A 20144-nucleotide genomic window follows, 5' to 3' on the forward strand; every position below is an offset into this window, starting at 1 on the left:
ATCGGTTTATTCCGCTGCTTCCGCGTAGCTTTCCAGCGGCGGGCAGGTGCAGACCAGGTTTCGGTCACCGAAGACGTTGTCGACCCGGTTGACCGGCGACCAGTACTTGTCGACCCGGAAAGCGCCTGGCGGGTAGCAGGCCTGTTCGCGCGAGTAGGGACGATCCCAATCGCCGACCAGGTCTTCGACCGTGTGCGGAGCGTTCTTCAGCGGGTTGTTGACCTTGTCCATCCGGCCTTCCTCGATGGCGCGGGCTTCCTCGCGGATTGCCAGCATTGCCTCGCAGAAGCGGTCGATCTCAGCCTTGGTCTCCGATTCCGTCGGCTCGATCATCAGCGTGCCGGCAACCGGCCAGCTCATGGTCGGAGCGTGGAAACCGCAGTCGATCAGGCGCTTGGCCACGTCGTCGACGGTCACGCCGGCGCTTTCGACCAGCGGGCGGGTGTCGATGATGCACTCATGCGCGACACGACCCTTGGACGACTTGTAGAGCACTTCGTAGGCGCCCTTCAGCCGAGCAGCGATGTAGTTGGCGCTGAGGATCGCCACCTTCGTCGCCTGGGTCAGGCCTTCTCCGCCCATCATCAGGCAGTAGCTCCAGGAGATCGGCAGGATCGAGGCCGAGCCGAAAGGAGCAGCCGAAACCGCACCGTCATTGCCATCCGTTTCCGGGTGACCCGGCAGGTAGGGTGCCAGATGCGCCTTGACGCCGATCGGGCCCATGCCAGGACCGCCGCCGCCATGCGGGATGCAGAAGGTCTTGTGCAGGTTCAGGTGGCTGACGTCGGAGCCGATGTCGCCGGGGCGGGCAAGGCCGACCATGGCGTTCATGTTTGCACCGTCCATGTAGACCTGGCCGCCGTGCTTGTGCACGATCTCGCAGACCTCACGGACGTTCTCTTCGAACACGCCGTGCGTCGAGGGATAGGTGATCATGCAGCACGAGAGGTTTTCCGCGTACTGCTCGGCTTTTGCACGGAAATCATCCATATCGATGTCGCCGTTGTCGCTCACCTTGATGACGACGACCTTCATGCCGGCCATCTGGGCGGACGCCGGGTTCGTGCCGTGCGCCGAAGTCGGGATCAGGCAGACGTCGCGATGGTCGTTGCCCTGTGCCAGGTGGTATGCGCGGATCGTCAACAGACCGGCATATTCGCCCTGTGCGCCGGAGTTCGGCTGCATGGAAATCGCGTCATAGCCAGTGACGGCGCAGAGCTTATCCGACAGGTCTTCGATCATGTGCTGGTAGCCGGCCGCCTGATCCTTCGGAACGAAAGGATGGATTTCGGCGAATTCGGGCCAGGTGATCGGCAGCATTTCCGCCGTAGCGTTGAGCTTCATCGTGCAGGAACCGAGCGGAATCATCGCCCGGTCGAGCGCCAGGTCGCGGTCCGAAAGACGGCGGATGTAACGCGTCATTTCGCTTTCGGCGCGGTTCATGTGGAAGATCGGATGCGTCAGGTATTCGCTGGTGCGCAGCAGCGGCTGCGGCAGGCGATAGCCCGGCTCGAACTCTTCTACCTTGAAGTCACCACCAAAGGCGCGCCAGACGGCTTCGAGCGTGACGGGGCGCGAGCGCTCGTCGAGGCTGATGCCGATCTTGGTTTCGCCGATCTTACGCAAGTTCACTTCCTCGGCGACGGCAGTCTTGAGGATGATGCCCTGCAGCTTGCCGACATCGACGGTGATCGTGTCGAAAAACACGTCCGGTTCGACAGTGTAGCCAAGCTTTTCGAGGCCCATGGCGAGGCGAACGGTCTTCTGGTGAACGCTCTGAGCGATCGCCTTGATGCCCTTCGGTCCATGGAAAACAGCGTACATCGAGGCCATGACGGCCAGCAGCACCTGCGCGGTGCAGATGTTCGACGTCGCCTTTTCGCGGCGGATATGCTGTTCGCGGGTCTGCAGCGAAAGGCGATAGGCGCGGTTGCCGCGTGCATCGACCGAGACGCCGACGAGACGGCCGGGCATCGAGCGCTTGTGCGCGTCCTTGACGGCCATGTAGGCAGCGTGCGGACCACCGTAGCCGACCGGAACGCCAAAGCGCTGGGTGCAGCCGATGGCGATATCGGCACCCATTTCGCCGGGCGACTTCAAGAGGGCAAGCGCCAGCGGGTCGGCCGCGACCGTCGCGATCGCGCCGGCCTGGTGCAGGCGGGCGATCAGGCCGGTAAAGTCATGCACGTGGCCGTAGGTGCCCGGATACTGGAAGATGGCGCCGAAGACGTCGACCGGATCGAGATCGGTGAACGGATTGCCGATGACGATCTGCCAGCCGAGCGGCTCGGCACGGGTCTTCAACAGAGCAATCGTCTGCGGGTGGCAGCTCTCGTCGACGAAGAAGGCCTTCGCCTTGGACTTCGACACACGTTCGGCCATCGCCATGGCTTCGGCGGCAGCCGTCGCTTCGTCAAGCAGCGAAGCGTTGGCAACGTCGAGGCCGGTCAGGTCGCAGACCATCGTCTGGTAGTTGAGCAGCGCCTCGAGACGACCCTGGCTGATTTCCGGCTGATAGGGCGTATAGGCCGTGTACCAGGCCGGATTTTCCAGGATGTTGCGCTGGATGACCGGCGGCGTGATCGTGCCGTAATAGCCCTGGCCGATCAGCGACACGAGCTTCTGGTTGCGGTTGGCCGTTTCGCGCATCTTGTCGAGCGCTTCACGCTCGGTCATCGGCGCGCCCCAGGCCAAAGGCGTCTTCTGACGGATCGACGGCGGCACGGTGTCATCGATGAGCGCGTCGAGCGACGGATAACCGACGACCTTCAGCATCTCATCCATTTCCGCCGGCGACGGGCCGATATGACGCCGGTTGGCAAAGTCATACGGCTTGTAGTCGGTAAAGGTGAAGTCCTTGGGCATGCTCATCAGGCGACGAGCTCCTTGTAGGCCGCTTCGTCGAGAAGGGCGTCGGCTGCGTTCGGATCGGCGAGTTTCAGCTTGAAGAACCAGGCAGCGCCCTGCGGATCGCTGTTGACCAGCGACGGGTCGTCGACGATCGCCTGGTTGACTTCGACGATTTCGCCATCAAGTGGACAATAGACGTCGGATGCCGCCTTGACGGATTCAACCGTTGCCGCCGTGTCGCCCTTGGCAAAGGTGGAGCCAGTTTCCGGCAGTTCTACAAAAACGAGGTCGCCGAGCTGGCCGGCCGCGTGTTCGGTGATGCCGACCGTTGCTACGCCAGCTTCGACCTTCAGCCACTCGTGTTCGTCGGTGAACTTCAACATTTGCGCTCTCTCCTGATCAGCGTTTGTAGGTTTGTTTGACAAAGGGCAGGGCGGCGACGACGACCGGCAGATATTTGCCGCGCACCTCCGCATAAACCGTCGTGCCGTTGTCGGTATGGGTGGCGTCGACATAGCCCATGGCAATCGGGCCATCGACGGTGGGGCCGAAGCCGCCCGAAGTCACCTTGCCGACGAGCGTCTTGCCCTCGGTGTCGGCAAAAAGATTGGCACCACCGCGCACGGGCGCGCGGCCCTCTGGCTTCAGGCCGACGCGACGGCGCTTGGCGCCGTCTGCGAACTGGCCAAGAATCCGGTCCGCACCGGGAAAGCCGCCCTCGCGGGCACCGCCGGCGCGCCGCGCCTTCTGCATCGCCCACTCGATCGCGCCCTCGACCGGTGTGGTCGAAGTATCGATATCGTTGCCATAGAGACAAAGTCCGGCTTCGAGACGCAGCGAATCGCGCGCGCCAAGGCCAATCGGCTTGACATCAGGGTGTTCGAGCAACCGCTGCGTGACGTCGGCGGCCGATACCGAGGGAATGGAAATCTCGAAACCGTCTTCGCCGGTATAGCCGGACCGGGAGATGATGCAGGCTACATCGTGCAGGTCGGCTTCGGCGACATCCATGAAGCGCATGGCCGAAACATCGGCCCACAATTCGCCAAGAACTGCTTCTGCGTGGGGGCCCTGCAGCGCGATCAACGCACGGTCGTCGAGCATCGTGACTTCACAGGTGTCGGCGAGGCCCTTCTTCAGGTGCTCGAAATCGGCATCCTTGCAAGCGGCGTTGACCACCAGGAAGAGGTGGTCGCCGCGGTTGGCGATCATCAGGTCGTCGAGAATGCCGCCTTCGGCATTGGTGAAGATCGCATAGCGCTGCCGGCCTTCACCAAGGCCGAGCACATCGACGGGCACCAGCTTTTCCAGCGCCAGCGCTGCGTCCTCAATCTTGCCGGACTTTGGCCGAACGATGACCTGGCCCATGTGAGAAACGTCGAACAGACCTGCCGCGGTGCGCGTATGCAGGTGCTCCTTCATCACGCCGTCAGGGTACTGGACCGGCATGTCGTAGCCGGCAAAGGGCACCATGCGGGCACCCAGCGACAGATGCAACGCATGCAGCGGCGTATGTTTCAAATGGGAAATCTCTTCCAACTCCGGCCTCCAGGTCTGGCGCGCACGCGCGCCGGCTCACACTTCCGGCGTCAAACGCCGTCAAATTCGAGCCCCCTCTGTCCCTTTGCCTGAGATTGTTATCCCTTCGGCGAGCGCAAAAAAACGCTTCTCTCCAGAGTCCTACCGGCACCTTGCTGGTCCTTTGGCCTGAGAGTTTCCGGGGCGGTTGCTCCTTCGGCACCGGAACGAACCGGTTTCTCCCAACAAGATCGCCTCCAAATAACGGCGAACCTGTGAACTTGGCAAGGGGGCGGTGTCGCGGTCAAACACATTTTTGTCGCAGCACTTCCCATCGCCGGACTGGGGGTGCGTCAATTCTGTCTTTGCATTCTCCTCCGCTTGAGGATAACTCAGGATCGATACCGGGGACGACAATGACTAGGTGTAAGGGACATTTGCGGATCGCTGTGCGCATCGTCGCCGCTTTCGCGCTTGTTTTCCTGTCCTTCGCCCACAAGCCGGCGATGGCAAAAAGCTTGACGCCTGCAGAGATCGCAGCCTATCAGCTACCCGATGGCACCATCGCCGATATCTGCTTCGGCATGGATGGCATCGACCACGACAACGGCAAATCGCCATCGATGGCGCCGGTCTGCGAGGCCTGCCGGCTTGCGGTGGCTGCCCTGCTGCCGACGCCGCCGCAACATAGCGAACGCGCCGAGACCGGCAACTGGCTTGCCGATTTGCACCGCGCGCAAGACGAAATTACCGTCCGGCATCTGCGCCTTCTGCCGCCGCCGCGCGGACCTCCCCACCAGTCGTAACGCTTCCCCACGCATTCAATTTCAATGCGCCGCGATGGCGGCATCGACCACGACAGAACCGGGCTCTGACCGGCACGTGGTCAGGAGTGTACGACATGAACAAGACCGCACTGACTATATTTTCCCTCGGCCTGGCGCTTTCAACCGCTGGCGTCGCCCACGCCCATGCGACGTTCGAAACCGACAGCGCGCAATCCGAAAAGAGCTTCAAGGCGGTGCTGCAGGTTCCGCACGGTTGCGATGGCAAGGCAACGACCGAGGTGCAGATGAAGCTGCCGGAAGGCTTCGTCTTCGCCAAGCCGCAGCCGAAACCGGGTTGGGAGCTGGAGATCATCAAGGGCGACTACCAGAAGACCTATGACAATCACGGCGAGAAGGTCTCTTCCGGCCCAATCGAGATCCGCTGGAAGGGCGGCAATCTGCCCGAAGAGTTCTACGATACCTTCGTCGTCAAAGGTAAGATCTCGGGCTTCGACAAGGAAACCGTGCTTGCCTTCCCGACGGTTCAGCTGTGCGGCACGGACGGCAAGGTGGTGTGGGACGAGGTAGCAGCCGAGGGGCAGAGCGCCCATGACCTGAAGAGCCCGGCGCCCACGGTGACGGTGACGCTTGCCGCCGGTGGCGACGAGCATGCCGGACACGGCGGGCAGATGGCCACGGACGGCCCGGTCAAGCTGGGCGACCTTGAAATCTTTGGCGGCGCGGCCAAGGCGATGCTGCCGGGCGCCAAGGTTGGCGGCGGCTTCCTGACGATCAAGAACGGCGGCAGCGCCGACGATCGCCTGGTCGCAGTCGAGAGCCCGGTCGCGGGTCGCGTCGAGATCCACGAAATGGCGATGCAAAACGACGTGATGAAGATGCGCAAGCTCGATGACGGCGTTGCCATCCCGGCCGGCGAGACCGTCGAGCTCAAGTCCGGCGGCCTGCATCTGATGTTCATGCAGGTGTCGAAGCCGTTTGCCGAGGGTGAAACCGTGCCGGTTACGCTGGTCTTCGAGAAGGCTGGCAAGGTCGATGCCACGCTTGCCGTGGGAACGGCGGCCGGCGGCGCTGCGGCAACCGGCGGGCACAAGCACCACTGAAGGACCTGATGAGACGAAGGGCTTTGCCTCAGGCGGCGCCGTTCTCATCCTCTTGGCCGGCGGGATCTTCCTGCCGGCTTTCGTTTTCGCGCCATTCTGGCATGTCCCCGTCGTCGCGCATGTATTCGAGATATCGGCGTAGCGTTTCCGCCTCGCTCTGCTGCGGCAGGCGGCCATCGGCGCTCATCAGCATCAACGACAGGGGCAGGGCGCCCTTCATCTTGGGAATAGATGCCTGGGTGATCGTCGGCTCGCTGGAACGGCGGGTCGAAAGCAAGGTGATCGCCTCATCGGCCGGGCCATCGCCGGACACGCGCGCCTTCGGCTTGACGGCTTCCGCCGCGTAAGCCGCTGTGGTCGCGGATACCGTGACGACCTGTACCACCTTGTTCCCCTGCCTTCCTTGCTATTAATCCTTTCCTTTTTGCGCTGTTTCGCTTGAAGCTGGGTGAAAATTGGCGGTCGCCTTTTAGTCGAATCCTAACGATTGCTTCTAAGGGCGGTGCGGATCGGTTTTCGAAGAGTCTATGTCGGGATGCGCCCATGCGATCCATCCCTCGGGCATGAAGGCCGGACACTTCGGGCATCCCCGACGGGGGAACGCACAGGTTGAAGACCACCCTGATTGCTCTCTTTGCCTCGACGCTTGGGTCAGTCGCCCGGGCGACGGCAGGCGTTGCCACCACAGGCCAGCAAAGACGAACGCCAGGCTGAGGTTGTACTGCAGCCTTCGCATATACTTGCGACATGCCTTAAATACGCGCACACTCACCCCGGATACAAAAGGCGTGCCCAGATTTCACAAGGGAGCAATTTGATGCCAGATCGCACCGCGCTCGAGCAAACCGTGCACTCGCTCTATGCAGCGCGCGATGCCAACGACCTTGAGGCCATGCTGGCCTGTCTGCATCCAACCTTCAGCTTCCGTATCGTCGGTAGCGGCCGTCTTGGGGCCATGACCCAGAAGGTCAGCAATCCGGAAGCAGTGCGCTCCGCTTTTCGCGGCCTGGTCGACGCCTGGGATTTGAGCCAGATGAAGACGGTTCAGCTCGACGTCGACGGTAACACGGTTTACGCCCATCGGGTTGGGCCCATCCGCTTCGTTCCTTCCGACACATGGTTCGATACGGAAATCCTGGACAGGCTCAGCTTCAGCGACGACCGGATGGCTGACCTGACGGAATTCGTCGACACCTTGCTTGTTGCCGAAACCGTCGGTCTTGTCGCGATGCCGGCGATCGCGGTGGATTATTCGTCGTCCACACGAGACAGTATCAGCCTCTGAATATCCGGATCCTGGCTGCGGATTGCCGTCATCAACGCACTCAACCGGCCGCGTAGGCCGTAAATCTGATCGAGCAGTTGCATGGCGACGTCGACGCCGTCGTCGTTGACGCCCATGGGGCCAGTCAGGTCCTGGATCAGGCGGGCGCGGGCAAGATCATCGTCTTCGAATATCCAACCTCTGTCGGCCTGGCGCGGCACAAGCCAGCGCTGCTCGACCCAGACCCGTAGCACCGTGACCTCGATTTCGAGGTGTTCGCAAAACTCGCTGTCGTTCATGCGTTGCCTCCCAGGTTCTTGCGTGGATCCTCCGCCTTTCCGGCTGCCCAGCCCTCGACGAAGGCGGCGAGCGCCGGATCGGCCTGCGGCGCAAGCGTGATCTTCAGCGTCACATAGGCATCGCCGTGGCCACCGCCCGGCTTGCGCATGCCCTTACCCTTCAACCGCAAGACCTTGCCGGTGTTGGAGTTCGGCGGGATCGTGACGTTGACGGCGCCATCCATGGTCGGAACGCGGATCTTGCCGCCAAGCACGGCTTCGCTCAGCGAAATCGGGATCTCATAGCGCACATCCTCACCATCCACCTGGAACAGCGGATGCGGCCGCACACGGATGTCGATCAGCGCGTCACCGGCAGCCGCGCCGTTGGAGCCGGGCTCTCCCTTGCCGCGCAGGCGCAACGTCTGGCCGTCGCGTGTGCCCGGCGGAATCGTCAGATCAAGGGCCGGCCCGCCCCCCGGCAGGCTGATCTGCTTCTTGGCACCATTGACCGCCTCGAGCAGACTGATCTCCATCGAGAAATGTGCATCGCGCCCGCGCATCGATTGTTGGCCCCGACCACGACGAGAAAAGAAGTTGGAGAAAATATCGTCCGAATCGCCGAAATCCGAAAAGCCGTGAGCGCTTTCGTAGCGACCGGCGGTGTCGTTGGCGCCGGCATAATCGCGGTAGAAGTTCCGAGGCGCCGTTTCCGCGCCGGTTTCGTCGATCTCGCCGCGATCGTATTTGCCGCGCTTCTCCTCGTCGCTTAAGAGCGCATAAGCGGCCGAAACTGACTTGAAGCGATCCTCGGCTCCCTTGTCCCCGGGGTTGAGATCGGGATGTAGTTTCTTGGCAAGCTTGCGGTAGGCGCTCTGAATATCTTTCTGCTTGGCGTCCCGGCTGACGCCCAGGGTTTCGTATGGACTGCTCGGCATGGGTCTCCCTCAAACTGAAGCGATCGGCAGTGGATCGGGCTGTGCGGTACAGCTCACATATCCCAATCCAATCGGGTGATCGGTCGCTTGACTACAAGCATAGGGCACCCGTGCGGAAACGACAGGGAGAAAACGAACCGCGGCCGGTTTGTGCTCTCATTTCGCGAGTAGGCCGTTTCTGCTACAATCGGGATTTCGGAACCATTCGAAAAAGGCAGCGTTCCCATTGGGTGGTTTTTCAACGGAGGCCGACATGTCCGTGCGCCTGCAACTTGCCATCATGGTTGGACTGATGATCAACGCCGTGCTCTTCGGCATCGGTGCGGTGATCGTGCTTTCCATCCCGGTGCTCGCCGACAACGCCAAGTATTCTCTGCCAGTCGTGGTCGTCACATGTTTCATCCTCACGCCTTTCATCGCCTGGCTGATGGCTCCACGCCTCAGGCTGCGTTACTGGCGGGAGCGCGAGCAGCCGGGCAAACACCTGTCGACGTGAACCTTCGCCTCGGCTTTTCCCAGGGGCAGGCGGCTGAGTTCTACTGCATGTTTCCTTAAATCCTATTCGTTTTAAGGATAAAAACCTGCAGCAATTCAAAGTGCTACAGCGACCTTTGCGCGTCTAAGACGCGCGGCGCTGTAGAAGCTGAAAGAAGCGTGCTGCTGTTTGCCCCGCTCACCCTTGTGAGTGCAAAAGCGCCAACGATTTGCCGCGCCCAATATGCGCGCAGACGTTGAACACATCACAGGCAAGCACAAATTAGCTTTAAACAATCAATGCCCTTGATAGATGCCCGGTTGAGTATCATAGAATTGGCGGGTCAAATCGTCATGCGTCGCTTCGGCGTAGCGCACGGCCGAAGATCAAACGACGCTGAAGGAGCAAATGCCTATGAAAACTGCGATGTTGCTACTCGTTCTCTCCACCTTGGCGGCCTGTGCGCAAACCACGGGCGGCGGTGGTGTGAATTATGTCAGCGGCGACGGCGACTATTACCAGGGCATCGTTACACCGAAATAATCCGGTGAAGGCAGCCTGAAATCCCATGGAAGTGGGCTTTTCACCAAAAAGGCTTCGGTTGCACGGTTGCGCTCTCCCACGCACCGATCAACCGAAGCAACACTCGCACCAAGAACGGCAGAACTCTTGTCGACGCGCCACAACTCTGCGGCGCTCTCCGTAACTGATCCATCCCGCATTGATCATACGCAGCGAAGCTGCATGCCACCTGTCTTTGGCTGTCGGCTAATTCTCAAACCGCTTCTTCAGGAAGTAACGCGCTATTGCGCCCGGCGCGCCCTCCAGCTGGCCGAAAACCACAAAACCCAGCTTTTCGTAAAAAGGCCGCGCCTGGAATTCGAACGTATCGAGCCATAGGCCGATGTAGCCGCGATCCCGCGCGATCTTCTCCGCCTCGGCGATCAGTCGCTGTCCCAGACCTTGGCCGCGAAGGTTTTCCGGTATGGCGAGATAGCGGATGAAAGCCCAGCCATAGCCATCGGTCGCATAGAGCCCGCCGATTGCCGCCTTCGTTTCGGGATCCCGAATGAAGACGGCAAAACCGGGCTGATCGACCATGCCGCTATGCGCATCGTTATAGGCGTCAAGCGTCGTGACGATCGCACGCAGATCATCCTTGCTCGGATCTTCGAGGGTGATGTCGATGATGGGGGCTGTCATTTGGAACGAGCCAGATAAGCGGGGCGAATGGGTAAAGACTGCGGATGCACAATTGCGACGGTCGGCGGTGCCTCTCTAGCCGCAACAGATACATAATCTGTGCTAGCTGCCAAGTGTTTCATCCCGACGGCTCTGGCGCCTTACACGGTTGCGATACGCCTTCTCGTAGGACGATCGGCGATTTGGTGCTGAGCCACTCATCGTAACTGAGATGGCGCGTCTCGTAGCCGGGTTTGGCGACACACCACCGCCAAGAGAACACGTCGTAGCCATGCACGACCAGCGCCTCAACACGCCATTCACCTTCTTATGAAAGCGTGCGATTCCTGATGCGTCCGTCTCCGTCACCTCGGCAAGTCCGCGGCGATTATGAGGATGAACAATTGTCCAAAGATGCACCTTCGCGCCCGCAATCGGGACCTCGCTGGTGTCGTGGACGGAGACACGAGCTGCCGGCTTCAGTTGCTTGCAAATCGGGTAGGCGCAGCTAGCCGGCAAGACAAGCGGCAGCAGTAGCAATAGACGGAATGCACTCATTACACCTGCCTCTCCTGTCAGAGAGAAACCAAATCCGTAACGTTTCAAATGCGGGAAGCAAGGTCAGGCAGAAATCCGGAGCCTGCCCCAACACAAAAGGCGCTCTAAGGAGCGCCTTTTGTTTCTTCAATGTCTCACTGCACGCAGTCGTAGCTGGTCAGCTGCAGCCGCTGGTGGCGCCGCAGGTGTCGCACTTCTCGCAGGTGCCGTTGCGCACCATTGTGAAGTTCTGGCACTCGGAGCACATGTTGCCGGTGTAACCCTGCATGATCGAGCGGGCGCGGCGTTCGGCTTCGAGCTTCTTGGCGTCCGACTTGGCCGATGCCGCTTCTGCGGCCGCCTTGTCGGAGAACAGAGCCGTCACTTCCGTTACCGTCTCGACTGTTTCCTCGGCGATCTCTTCGGCAAGTTCGGCGGCGCGCTCTTCGTAGTCGCGCTTGAAGGCAACGATTTCAGAAGTTGCGATCGACGTTGTCTGTTCGATCTTGCGGACGGTGTTGCCGGCAATCGAGGTTACCGTTGCACTGGAGGAGGCGCGGGCAGGGGCTGCTGTCGCCGAACCCTTCGGCTCACTGGTGCGATCAGCCGTGCCGCCGACGATGGTCGGCTTGTAGCCGCGGGTCCAGCCGGTGGAGATCAGGTTCGTCTTGCCTTCCTGGATACCCTTGCCGAGCGCCGTGTTGCTGAAGTCGGACGTGTCGACATGGGCCAGATCGTGACGGCCGAGGTAGGACACGGCCAGTTCGCGGAAGACGTAGTCTAGGATCGACGTCGCGTTCTTGATCGCGTCGTTGCCCTGCACCATGCCGGCCGGCTCGAACTTGGTGAAGGTGAAGGCCTCCACATATTCTTCGAGCGGCACGCCATATTGTAGGCCGAGCGAGATGGCGATGGCGAAGTTGTTCATCATCGCCCGGAAGGCAGCGCCTTCCTTGTGCATGTCGATGAAGATCTCGCCGATGCGGCCATCGCCGAATTCGCCGGTGCGCAGGTAGACCTTGTGACCGCCGACGACAGCCTTCTGGGTGTAACCCTGGCGGCGGTTCGGCAGCTTTTCGCGGGCGCGGATCACCTTCTCGATGACGCGCTCGACGATCTTCTCCGTGATGGTCACGGCCTGGGCAGCGGCCGGCGCCTGGATCAGATCCTCCAGCGCATCCTCGTCATTCTCGTCTTCGATCAGCGAGGCATTGAGCGGCTGCGACAGCTTGGAACCATCGCGATAGAGCGCATTGGCCTTCAGCGCCAGCTTCCACGACAGCATGTAGGCGTTCTTGCAATCCTCGACGGTCGCCTCGTTCGGCATGTTGATCGTCTTGGAGATGGCGCCCGAGATGAACGGCTGGGCGGCAGCCATCATGCGGATGTGGCTTTCGACCGAGAGGTAACGCTTGCCGATCTTGCCGCAGGGGTTGGCGCAATCGAAGACAGGCAGGTGTTCGTTCTTGAGGAACGGCGCACCTTCGAGCGTCATCGCACCGCAGACGTGGATGTTGGCCGCTTCTATGTCCTTCTTCGAGAAGCCCATGTGCTCCAGGAGGTTGAAGTCCATCTGGGCGAGCTGCTCGTCGGTAACCTTCAGCGCACCCTTGAGGAAGTCCGCACCGAGCGTCCACTGGTTGAAGACGAACTTGATATCGAAGGCCGACTTCAGGGCAGCGTTGACGGCCTCGACCTTCTCATCGGTGAAGCCCTTGGCCTTCAGCGTCGAGGGGTTGATGGCAGGCGCCTGGTTGAGGTTGCCATGGCCGACGGCATAGGCCTCCATCTCGGCAAGCTGGCTCTCGGAGTAACCGAGCGAACGCAGAGCCTCGGGAACGGCGCGGTTGATGATCTTGAAGTAGCCGCCACCGGCGAGCTTCTTGAACTTCACCAGCGCGAAATCGGGCTCGATTCCAGTCGTGTCGCAGTCCATGACAAGACCGATCGTGCCGGTCGGCGCGATGACGGTTGCCTGGGCATTGCGGTAGCCGTGCTTCTCGCCGAGTTCCAGCGCCTTGTCCCAGGCGCTCATGGCGTGAATGACGAGGTCCTGGTCGGGGTTTTCGCCATGGATCAGCGCGACCGGGTTGACCGAGAGGCCTTCATAGCCCGTCGTCTCGCCGTAAGCGGCGCGGCGGTGGTTGCGGATGACGCGCAGCATGTTGTCGCGGTTCGGCGCGAAGCCCGGGAACGGACCGAGCTTGGCCGCCATTTCCGCCGACGTGGCGTAGGAAACGCCGGTCATGATCGCCGTCAACGCACCGGCAATGGCGCGGCCCTCGGTCGAGTCATAGGGAATGCCCGACGACATCAGAAGGCCGCCGATATTGGCATAGCCAAGGCCGAGCGTGCGGTATTCGTAGGACAGTTCGGCAATCTCGCGGGACGGGAACTGCGCCATCATCACCGAAACTTCGAGAACGACGGTCCACAGACGCACGGCGTGCTCGTAATCGGCGATGTTGATGCGCTTCGTCGCCGCGTCCTTGAACATCATCAGGTTCAGCGAGGCGAGGTTGCAGGCGGTGTCGTCGAGGAACATGTATTCCGAGCACGGGTTCGACGCGCGGATCGGACCGGCGGCGGGGCTGGTGTGCCAGTCGTTCATCGTCGTGTTGAAGTGCAGGCCCGGATCGGCCGACGCCCATGCGGCGTAGGAAATCGACTCCCAGAGGTCGCGTGCCTTCAGCGTCTTCATCACCCGGCCGTCCTTGCGGGCGGTCAGGTGCCAGTCGCCATCAGCTTCGACGGCGCGCAGGAAGTCGTCCTTGATCGAGACGGAGTTGTTCGAGTTCTGGCCCGAAACCGTGAGATAGGCTTCCGAATCCCAGTCGGTGTCGTAGGTCTTGAACTCAAGGTCCTTGTAACCCTGCTTGGCGAACTGGATGACGCGCTGGACGTAGTTTTCAGGCACCAGCGACTGCTTGGCAGCGCGGATCTCGCGCTTGAGCGCCGGGTTCTGCTTCGGGTCGTAGCAGGCGTCGTCCGTGCCGTCGCAGTTGACGCAGGCCTTCATGATCGCCTTCAGATGCTTGGCGACGACCTTCGAGCCGGTGACGAGCGCTGCAACCTTCTGCTCTTCCTTGACCTTCCAGTTGATGTATTCCTCGATATCCGGGTGATCGATATCGACAACGACCATCTTGGCGGCGCGACGGGTGGTGCCGCCCGACTTGATGGCGCCGGCTGCGCGGTCGCCGATCTTCAGGAAGGACATCAGGCCCGAGGACTTGCCGCCGCCCGAGAGCTTTTCGCCTTCGCTGCGCAGATGCGAGAAGTTGGAGCCGGTGCCGGAGCCATACTTGAACAGGCGCGCTTCACGCACCCACAGGTCCATGATGCCGCCCTCGTTGACGAGGTCGTCGGCAACCGACTGGATGAAGCAGGCGTGCGGCTGCGGGTGTTCGTAAGCCGACTTGGACTTGGTCAGCTTGCCGGTAAAGGGATCGACATAGAAGTGGCCCTGGCCGGGGCCGTCGATGCCATAGGCCCAATGCAGGCCGGTGTTGAACCATTGCGGGGAGTTCGGCGCAACGCGCTGGGTGGCGAGCATATAAGCAAGTTCGTCACGGAAGGCGGAGGCGTCTTCTTCGCTGGCGAAATAGCCGCCCTTCCAGCCCCAGTAGGCCCAGGTACCGGCCAGGCGATCGAAAACCTGACGGGCATCGGTTTCGGAACCGTACTGTTCGTCCTTCGGCAGCGCCTTCAGCGCATCCGTGTCGGGAGCCGAGCGCCAGAGGAAGGAGGGGACATCATTCTCCTCGACGCGCTTCAGCTTCGCCGGCACGCCGGCCTTGCGGAAATACTTCTGGGCAAGGATATCGGCGGCAACCTGGCTGAACTGTGCCGGCACGTCGATATCGGCCAGACGGAACACGATCGAGCCGTCGGGATTCTTGATTTCACTCGTAGCCTTGCGGAATTCGATCTCCGCATAGGCGGATTGCCCAGCCTTGGTGAAACGACGTTCGATCAGCATTATCCCGTGTCCTTCGTGTTGCGAGCGCCCGCCACAGGCGCAAGTGTCCCCGCCCGACCGCGGAGGCATTCCGCAGCCAGTCTCAGCTTCCATCCATGAAGGGAAACCCAGATCTGGGTGACCCTGTATCTTGTGAGATAGGCTGCCTGCAAACACTAAATATAGTATCAACAGCTTCTTTATGCCAGCCAAAAGTTGCTCAAGCGGGCCCGAAAAAGCGCACAGGATTCCTCACTGCGGCTCAAGCGGGGAACCCGCGCTTGCCGCATGTCAGAACCGACGATTTCGTGAAATGAACCGGGCTCAAAACAATCCGGTCCGCCGCCGTCGCAACGTGAAATCCATTAACCGTGAATCGTCCCAAGGCGTCAAGGGGTGGTTTGTGACGGAAGTTTGAGCGCTAGATGTTGTGTGGATCGGCTGTGGAAAACGGGGACAGCGGCCAATGCCTTGTAAATCAGGCACTTCGGCAGGTTGCCTGTGACACTGCCGCAGCGGCAGGCGAAAAATCAAATTTTTGAAGGGTAAAAAAGCACATAAATAGCATCCCCAGGGGCAACCGCGATTGCACAACCAACGCCGATGTGAGGGGCACTACAAATTGATTCGTTTTCAGGTTTTGGGGGTGAACAATTAGGGTCGCGTGGAGAGGCGCGGGAAGGTCCCCCGCGCCTGAACTTGACATCAATCAACGCGCTTTTGCAGCTCACGCGCGCCATTCGGCGCGTTCACCTTGCCCTCGGTGATGAAGAAGGCAAAGACATCGCGCGGCTCCTTCTTTGCCTTGCGATCGGGCGCGTTCTTGGCGAGATCACCCGGCTCCCCGCCGGCGGCAAAGGTTTTCGCGCGATCCGCCCAGAGATCAAGCTTGTCGGCGGCATAGCAGGTCTTGATATCGTCGCTGCCCTTCTGCAGGCGCAGATAGACGAAATCGGCAGTGACATCGGCGATCATCGGATAGTCCGCATGTTCTGCCAGAACGATGGCCACCTTGTATTTTTCCAGCAGGTCGACGAACTCGGGCGCCTGGAACGTTGGATTGCGCACTTCGACGACGTGGCGCAGCGGCAGACCGTCCTGCTTTTCCGGCAAAAGTTTGAGGAAGCCTTCGAAATCTTCCGGCTCGAACTTCTTCGTCGGCGCGAACTGCCACAGGATCGGCCCGAGATGGGGTCCTAATTCTGTCAGCCCCTGCGTCAGGAATTTCTGCATGGATTCACCAGCTTCGGCCAGAACCTTGCGATTGGTGACGAAGCGGCTGGCCTTCAGCGAGAAGATGAAATCATCAGGGACTTCGGCTGCCCACCTGGCGAAAGTTTCCGGCTTCTGCGATGAATAATAGGTGCCGTTGACCTCGATCGCTCGCAACTCCTTGCCGGCAAATTCGAGCTGGCGCTTCTTCGACAGGCTGTCGGGATAAAACGTGCCCTCCCAAGGCTCGAAGGTCCAACCGCCGATACCAACGCGGATCTTTCCGGATTTCGTCATCCCATCCTCCTCATGGCGGCGAATTCAAGCCGCAACTAGTTTCGTTCGGACGCCATCTGCCTCGCGGGCTTGGCCATATCCACCAGCGTCCACCCTGGCCGATAGGGGTTCGGGCGGCGACCCGTTTCTTGAAAACCATAGGCACGATAAAGCGCGATGTTTCGCTCCATCCGCGCATTGGTATAGAGCCGCACGTCTGCCACGCCGCATTCCTCCGCCTGTGCATCAACAAACCGCAACAGCTCGCTCCCTAGCCCCTGACGCTGGAAGGAGGGCGCAACGGCAATGCTGAAGATCAAAAGATGATCCGCATGCCGTTCGAAAACGGCAATCGCAGAAACCGCATCGCCATCGTCACGGATCCAGACCTCTTCGCGGGCGATGCGAGGCACGTAATCTTCGGTAACCGGCAAAGGCAGTCCACCGAGCAGGTCGGTATAAGGCGCGTAGGCGGCAACGGTGATATCCCGCACGGCGGGCAGGTCATCTAGCGTCGCCGGCCGCATCATCGCGAAGCCGGCGACGGTGTCGCTCCGCCTATTGCCCGAGACGCTCACTCGGCCGCCTCAACCTTTTTCATCGGACGACGCTCCAAAAGCTCCTTCAGGAACTGGCCGGTATAGGAACGCGGCTCCTTGACGACATCCTCCGGCGTGCCCTTCGCGATGACTTCGCCGCCGCCGTCGCCACCTTCGGGACCGAAGTCGATGACCCAATCGGCCGTCTTGATCACCTCGAGATTGTGCTCGATGACCACGACCGAATTGCCCTGGTTGACGAGTTCATGCAGAACTTCAAGAAGCTTTGCCACATCGTGGAAATGCAAGCCGGTTGTCGGTTCGTCGAGAATATAGAGCGTGCGTCCGGTGGAGCGCTTCGACAGTTCCTTGGCGAGCTTGACGCGCTGGGCTTCGCCGCCCGAGAGCGTGTTTGCCTGCTGACCGACCTTGATATAGCCAAGCCCCACCTGGTTCAGCGTCACCAGCTTGTCGCGCACTGCGGGAACGGCAGCAAAGAACTCCACGCCTTCCTCGACGGTCATGTCGAGCACATCGGCGATCGACTTGCCCTTGAAATGCACGTCCAGCGTTTCGCGGTTGTAGCGCTTGCCGTGGCAGACGTCGCAGGTGACGTAGACATCCGGCAGGAAGTGCATCTCGATCTTGATGACGCCGTCGCCCTGGCAGGCTTCGCAGCGCCCACCCTTGACGTTGAACGAGAAGCGACCGGGCTGGTAACCGCGGGCCTTGGCTTCCGGCAAACCGGCAAACCAGTCGCGGATCGGGGTGAAGGCACCGGTGTAGGTCGCCGGGTTTGAGCGCGGCGTGCGGCCAATCGGCGACTGGTCGATGTCGATCACCTTGTCGATGTGCTCGAAGCCGTCGATGCGATCGTGTTCGGCCGGGTTTTCGCGCGCGCCCATGATACGGCGGGCGGCGGCCTTGTAGAGCGTCTCGATCAGGAAGGTGGACTTGCCGCCACCGGACACGCCCGTAACCGCGGTGAAAATGCCGAGCGGAATGGACGCCGTGACGTTCTTCAGGTTGTTGGCGCGTGCACCGACGACGGTGATTTCCTTTTTCTTTTTCGCCTTGCGGCGTTCGCTCGGGACGGCAACCGACAGTTCACCGGAGAGATACTTGCCGGTCAGCGACTTCGGATTGGACATCACGTCGGCAGGCGAACCCTGGGCGATGACCTCGCCGCCATGGATGCCGGCGGCCGGGCCGATGTCGACGACATAGTCGGCCGTCAGGATAGCGTCCTCGTCATGCTCGACGACGATGACCGTGTTGCCGATGTCGCGCAAATGGCGCAGCGTCTCGAGCAGGCGGGCGTTGTCGCGCTGGTGCAGGCCGATCGACGGTTCGTCGAGCACGTAGAGCACGCCCGTCAGACCAGAGCCGATCTGCGATGCCAAGCGAATACGCTGGCTTTCACCACCCGACAGCGTGCCGGAGTTGCGCGACAGGCTGAGATATTCGAGACCGACATCGTTGAGGAACCGCAGGCGGTCGCGGATCTCCTTGAGGATGCGAACGGCGATCTCGTTCTGCTTGGTGTTGAGATGTCCCGGCAATGCCTCGAACCAGTCCCGTGCGATGCGGATCGACATCTCGGTGACCTGGCCGATATGCAGCGTGTCGATCTTGACGGCGAGCGCCTCCGGCTTCAGGCGGAAGCCAGCGCAGGCCGGGCAGGGGGCAGCCGACATATAGCGCTCGATCTCCTCGCGCGCCCAGGCGCTGTCGGTTTCCTTCCAGCGGCGTTCGAGGTTGGGCACGATGCCTTCGAAATTCTTGGTGGTGTTGTAGGAGCGAGCGCCGTCTTCATAATGAAAGACGATCTTCTCTTCGGTGCCGTGCAGGATGGCTTTCTGCGCGTCGACGGACAGTTCGCTCCAGCGATTGCCGAGCTTGAATCCGAAAACCTTGCCGAGCGCTTCCAGCGTCTGGTTGTAATAGGGCGACGACGATTTGGCCCAAGGCGCGATCGCGCCATCACGCAGCGTCCTGTTATGCTCTGGTACGATCAGCGCCTCGTCGATCTTCTGCTGGCTGCCGAGGCCATCGCAGGTCGGGCAGGCACCGAAGGGATTGTTGAATGAGAACAGGCGCGGCTCGATCTCGGAAATCGTAAAGCCGGAGACCGGGCAGGCGAACTTTTCCGAAAACAGCACGCGCTCATGGGTTTCGTTGAGCGACTTGTTGGCCGAGCCACCGGCCGCGGTTTCTTCCGGCGGCAGCGGCTTGTCGGCGAATTCGGCAACGGCGAGACCGTCGGCCAGCGTCAGGCATGTTTCCAAGCTGTCAGCAAGCCGCGAGGCGAGATCGGGCCGCACGACGACACGGTCGACGACGACGTCGATGTCATGCTTGTACTTCTTGTCGAGGGCAGGAACCTCGGCGATCTCGTAGAAGGTGCCGTCGACCTTAACGCGCTGAAAGCCCTTCTTCATCAGTTCGGCGAGTTCCTTCTTGTACTCGCCCTTACGGCCGCGCACGAGCGGCGCAAGAATATAAAGACGCGTGCCTTCGCCGAAGGCGAGCACACGGTCGACCATCTGGCTGACTGTCTGGCTTTCGATCGGCAGGCCGGTCGCCGGCGAATAGGGCACACCGACGCGCGCAAACAGCAGGCGCATGTAGTCGTAGATCTCGGTCACGGTGCCGACCGTCGAGCGCGGGTTGCGCGAGGTCGTCTTCTGCTCGATCGAGATTGCCGGCGACAGGCCGTCGATCTGGTCGACATCCGGCTTCTGCATCATCTCGAGGAACTGGCGCGCATAGGCAGACAGGCTCTCAACGTAGCGACGCTGGCCTTCGGCATAGATCGTATCGAAGGCGAGCGACGACTTGCCGGAGCCGGAAAGCCCTGTCATCACGATCAGCTTGTTGCGCGGCAGATCGAGATCGATGCCCTTGAGATTGTGCTCGCGCGCGCCACGAATGGAGATGGTCTTGAGTTCGCTCATCGGAAGCCAGCTTTTGCATGTCGGTTGAAAGCCCCCTATGTAATGACGCTAACGCCCATGTCGAGGCGCAATCGGCAAAACTGGTGGCCATTTCGATTCGGTTGACAGGATCATAGGGAAATATTAGAACAAAGAAAGAACAAACAACACGCAAATCGACTAAATCTGTTGTGGATTATGTATGATGCGGGGCGTATCCGCGGCAGCGGACCGCTAAGATACGCGTTCTTGAAATTCGAAAGCCGTGCCGGCGGCGCGGCAAAACCACG

The 20144-nt window shown here is 60.9% G+C and carries 16 protein-coding genes and 1 riboswitch; of the genes, 5 read left to right on the forward strand and 11 right to left on the reverse strand.

Annotation, left to right across the window (positions count from 1 at the left end):
* Positions 1-6: 6 nt before the first annotated feature.
* Genes gcvP through gcvT form a run of 3 tightly spaced genes read right to left on the reverse strand, consistent with a single transcriptional unit; the run spans position 7 to position 4389 of the window.
* Positions 7-2871 (reverse strand): aminomethyl-transferring glycine dehydrogenase, encoded by a 2865-nt coding sequence (gcvP, locus tag ASD02_RS16455; protein ID WP_025427113.1) that lies wholly within the window; start codon positions 2869-2871, stop codon positions 7-9.
* Positions 2871-3233, reverse strand: coding sequence for a glycine cleavage system protein GcvH (gene gcvH / locus ASD02_RS16460; protein WP_025427112.1), 363 nt, complete (start codon positions 3231-3233; stop codon positions 2871-2873). Before gcvH ends, gcvP begins: the two co-directional genes overlap by 1 nt.
* Before the next feature lie 16 nt (positions 3234-3249).
* A complete protein-coding gene (gene gcvT / locus ASD02_RS16465; protein WP_025427111.1) occupies positions 3250-4389 on the reverse strand; it encodes a glycine cleavage system aminomethyltransferase GcvT in 1140 nt (379 codons plus the stop codon).
* Positions 4390-4535: 146 nt separating this feature from the next.
* Positions 4536-4623: riboswitch (glycine riboswitch) on the reverse strand.
* 161 nt (positions 4624-4784) lie between these two features.
* On the opposite strand from gcvT, the gene ASD02_RS16470 reads away from it, so the two are divergent.
* Both ASD02_RS16470 and ASD02_RS16475 read left to right on the forward strand, forming a co-directional pair.
* Complete coding sequence (locus ASD02_RS16470; protein WP_025427110.1) at positions 4785-5174, forward strand: hypothetical protein; 390 nt, start codon at positions 4785-4787, stop codon at positions 5172-5174.
* A 95-nt stretch (positions 5175-5269) separates the two neighbouring features.
* Entirely contained in the window at positions 5270-6256 is a 987-nt protein-coding gene (locus ASD02_RS16475) for a copper chaperone PCu(A)C (RefSeq protein ID WP_025427109.1), read from the forward strand.
* Between the two features lie 28 nt (positions 6257-6284).
* Here the strand turns inward: ASD02_RS16475 and ASD02_RS16480 are convergent, their stop codons facing one another.
* Positions 6285-6641: a hypothetical protein gene (locus ASD02_RS16480; RefSeq protein WP_025427108.1), complete on the reverse strand. Its 357-nt coding sequence runs from the start codon at positions 6639-6641 to the stop codon at positions 6285-6287.
* A gap of 432 nt (positions 6642-7073) precedes the next feature.
* Between ASD02_RS16480 and ASD02_RS16485 the strand changes: the two genes are divergently transcribed.
* A complete protein-coding gene (locus ASD02_RS16485) occupies positions 7074-7541 on the forward strand; it encodes a nuclear transport factor 2 family protein (RefSeq protein ID WP_057220827.1) in 468 nt (155 codons plus the stop codon).
* On the opposite strand, the gene ASD02_RS16490 is transcribed toward ASD02_RS16485, so the two are convergent.
* The gene (locus tag ASD02_RS16490; RefSeq protein ID WP_038576109.1) at positions 7505-7819 is read right to left on the reverse strand and encodes a chaperone modulator CbpM; all 315 of its coding nucleotides are present in this window, start codon (positions 7817-7819) and stop codon (positions 7505-7507) included. The two genes, ASD02_RS16485 and ASD02_RS16490, sit on opposite strands and share 37 nt — an antisense overlap.
* On the reverse strand, positions 7816-8736 hold the full coding sequence (locus ASD02_RS16495; RefSeq protein ID WP_025427106.1) for a J domain-containing protein: 921 nt from the start codon (positions 8734-8736) through the stop codon (positions 7816-7818). The genes ASD02_RS16490 and ASD02_RS16495 overlap by 4 nt, the downstream gene beginning before the upstream one ends.
* A gap of 253 nt (positions 8737-8989) precedes the next feature.
* Here ASD02_RS16495 and ASD02_RS16500 point away from each other — a divergent pair, with 253 nt between their 5' ends.
* Positions 8990-9232, forward strand: coding sequence for a hypothetical protein (locus tag ASD02_RS16500; protein WP_025427105.1), 243 nt, complete (start codon positions 8990-8992; stop codon positions 9230-9232).
* Between the two features lie 393 nt (positions 9233-9625).
* The gene (locus ASD02_RS40410) at positions 9626-9754 is read left to right on the forward strand and encodes a hypothetical protein (RefSeq protein ID WP_255569869.1); all 129 of its coding nucleotides are present in this window, start codon (positions 9626-9628) and stop codon (positions 9752-9754) included.
* A 225-nt stretch (positions 9755-9979) separates the two neighbouring features.
* Here ASD02_RS40410 and ASD02_RS16505 read toward each other — a convergent pair whose 3' ends face one another.
* The 5 genes from ASD02_RS16505 to uvrA form a co-directional block, all read right to left on the reverse strand.
* Entirely contained in the window at positions 9980-10414 is a 435-nt protein-coding gene (locus tag ASD02_RS16505) for a GNAT family N-acetyltransferase (RefSeq protein WP_025427104.1), read from the reverse strand.
* Positions 10415-11108: 694 nt separating this feature from the next.
* Complete coding sequence (locus ASD02_RS16510) at positions 11109-14912, reverse strand: vitamin B12-dependent ribonucleotide reductase (RefSeq protein WP_025427103.1); 3804 nt, start codon at positions 14910-14912, stop codon at positions 11109-11111.
* 684 nt (positions 14913-15596) lie between these two features.
* On the reverse strand, positions 15597-16400 hold the full coding sequence (locus tag ASD02_RS16515) for a DUF72 domain-containing protein (RefSeq protein WP_025427102.1): 804 nt from the start codon (positions 16398-16400) through the stop codon (positions 15597-15599).
* A 35-nt stretch (positions 16401-16435) separates the two neighbouring features.
* Positions 16436-16909: a GNAT family N-acetyltransferase gene (locus ASD02_RS16520; RefSeq protein WP_057220840.1), complete on the reverse strand. Its 474-nt coding sequence runs from the start codon at positions 16907-16909 to the stop codon at positions 16436-16438.
* A 44-nt stretch (positions 16910-16953) separates the two neighbouring features.
* Entirely contained in the window at positions 16954-19875 is a 2922-nt protein-coding gene (gene uvrA, locus ASD02_RS16525) for an excinuclease ABC subunit UvrA (protein WP_025427100.1), read from the reverse strand.
* Between the last annotated feature and the right edge of the window lie 269 nt (positions 19876-20144).

The organism is Ensifer sp. Root1252 (genome assembly GCF_001425885.1).
Classification (GTDB): Bacteria; Pseudomonadota; Alphaproteobacteria; order Rhizobiales; family Rhizobiaceae; genus Ensifer; species Ensifer canadensis.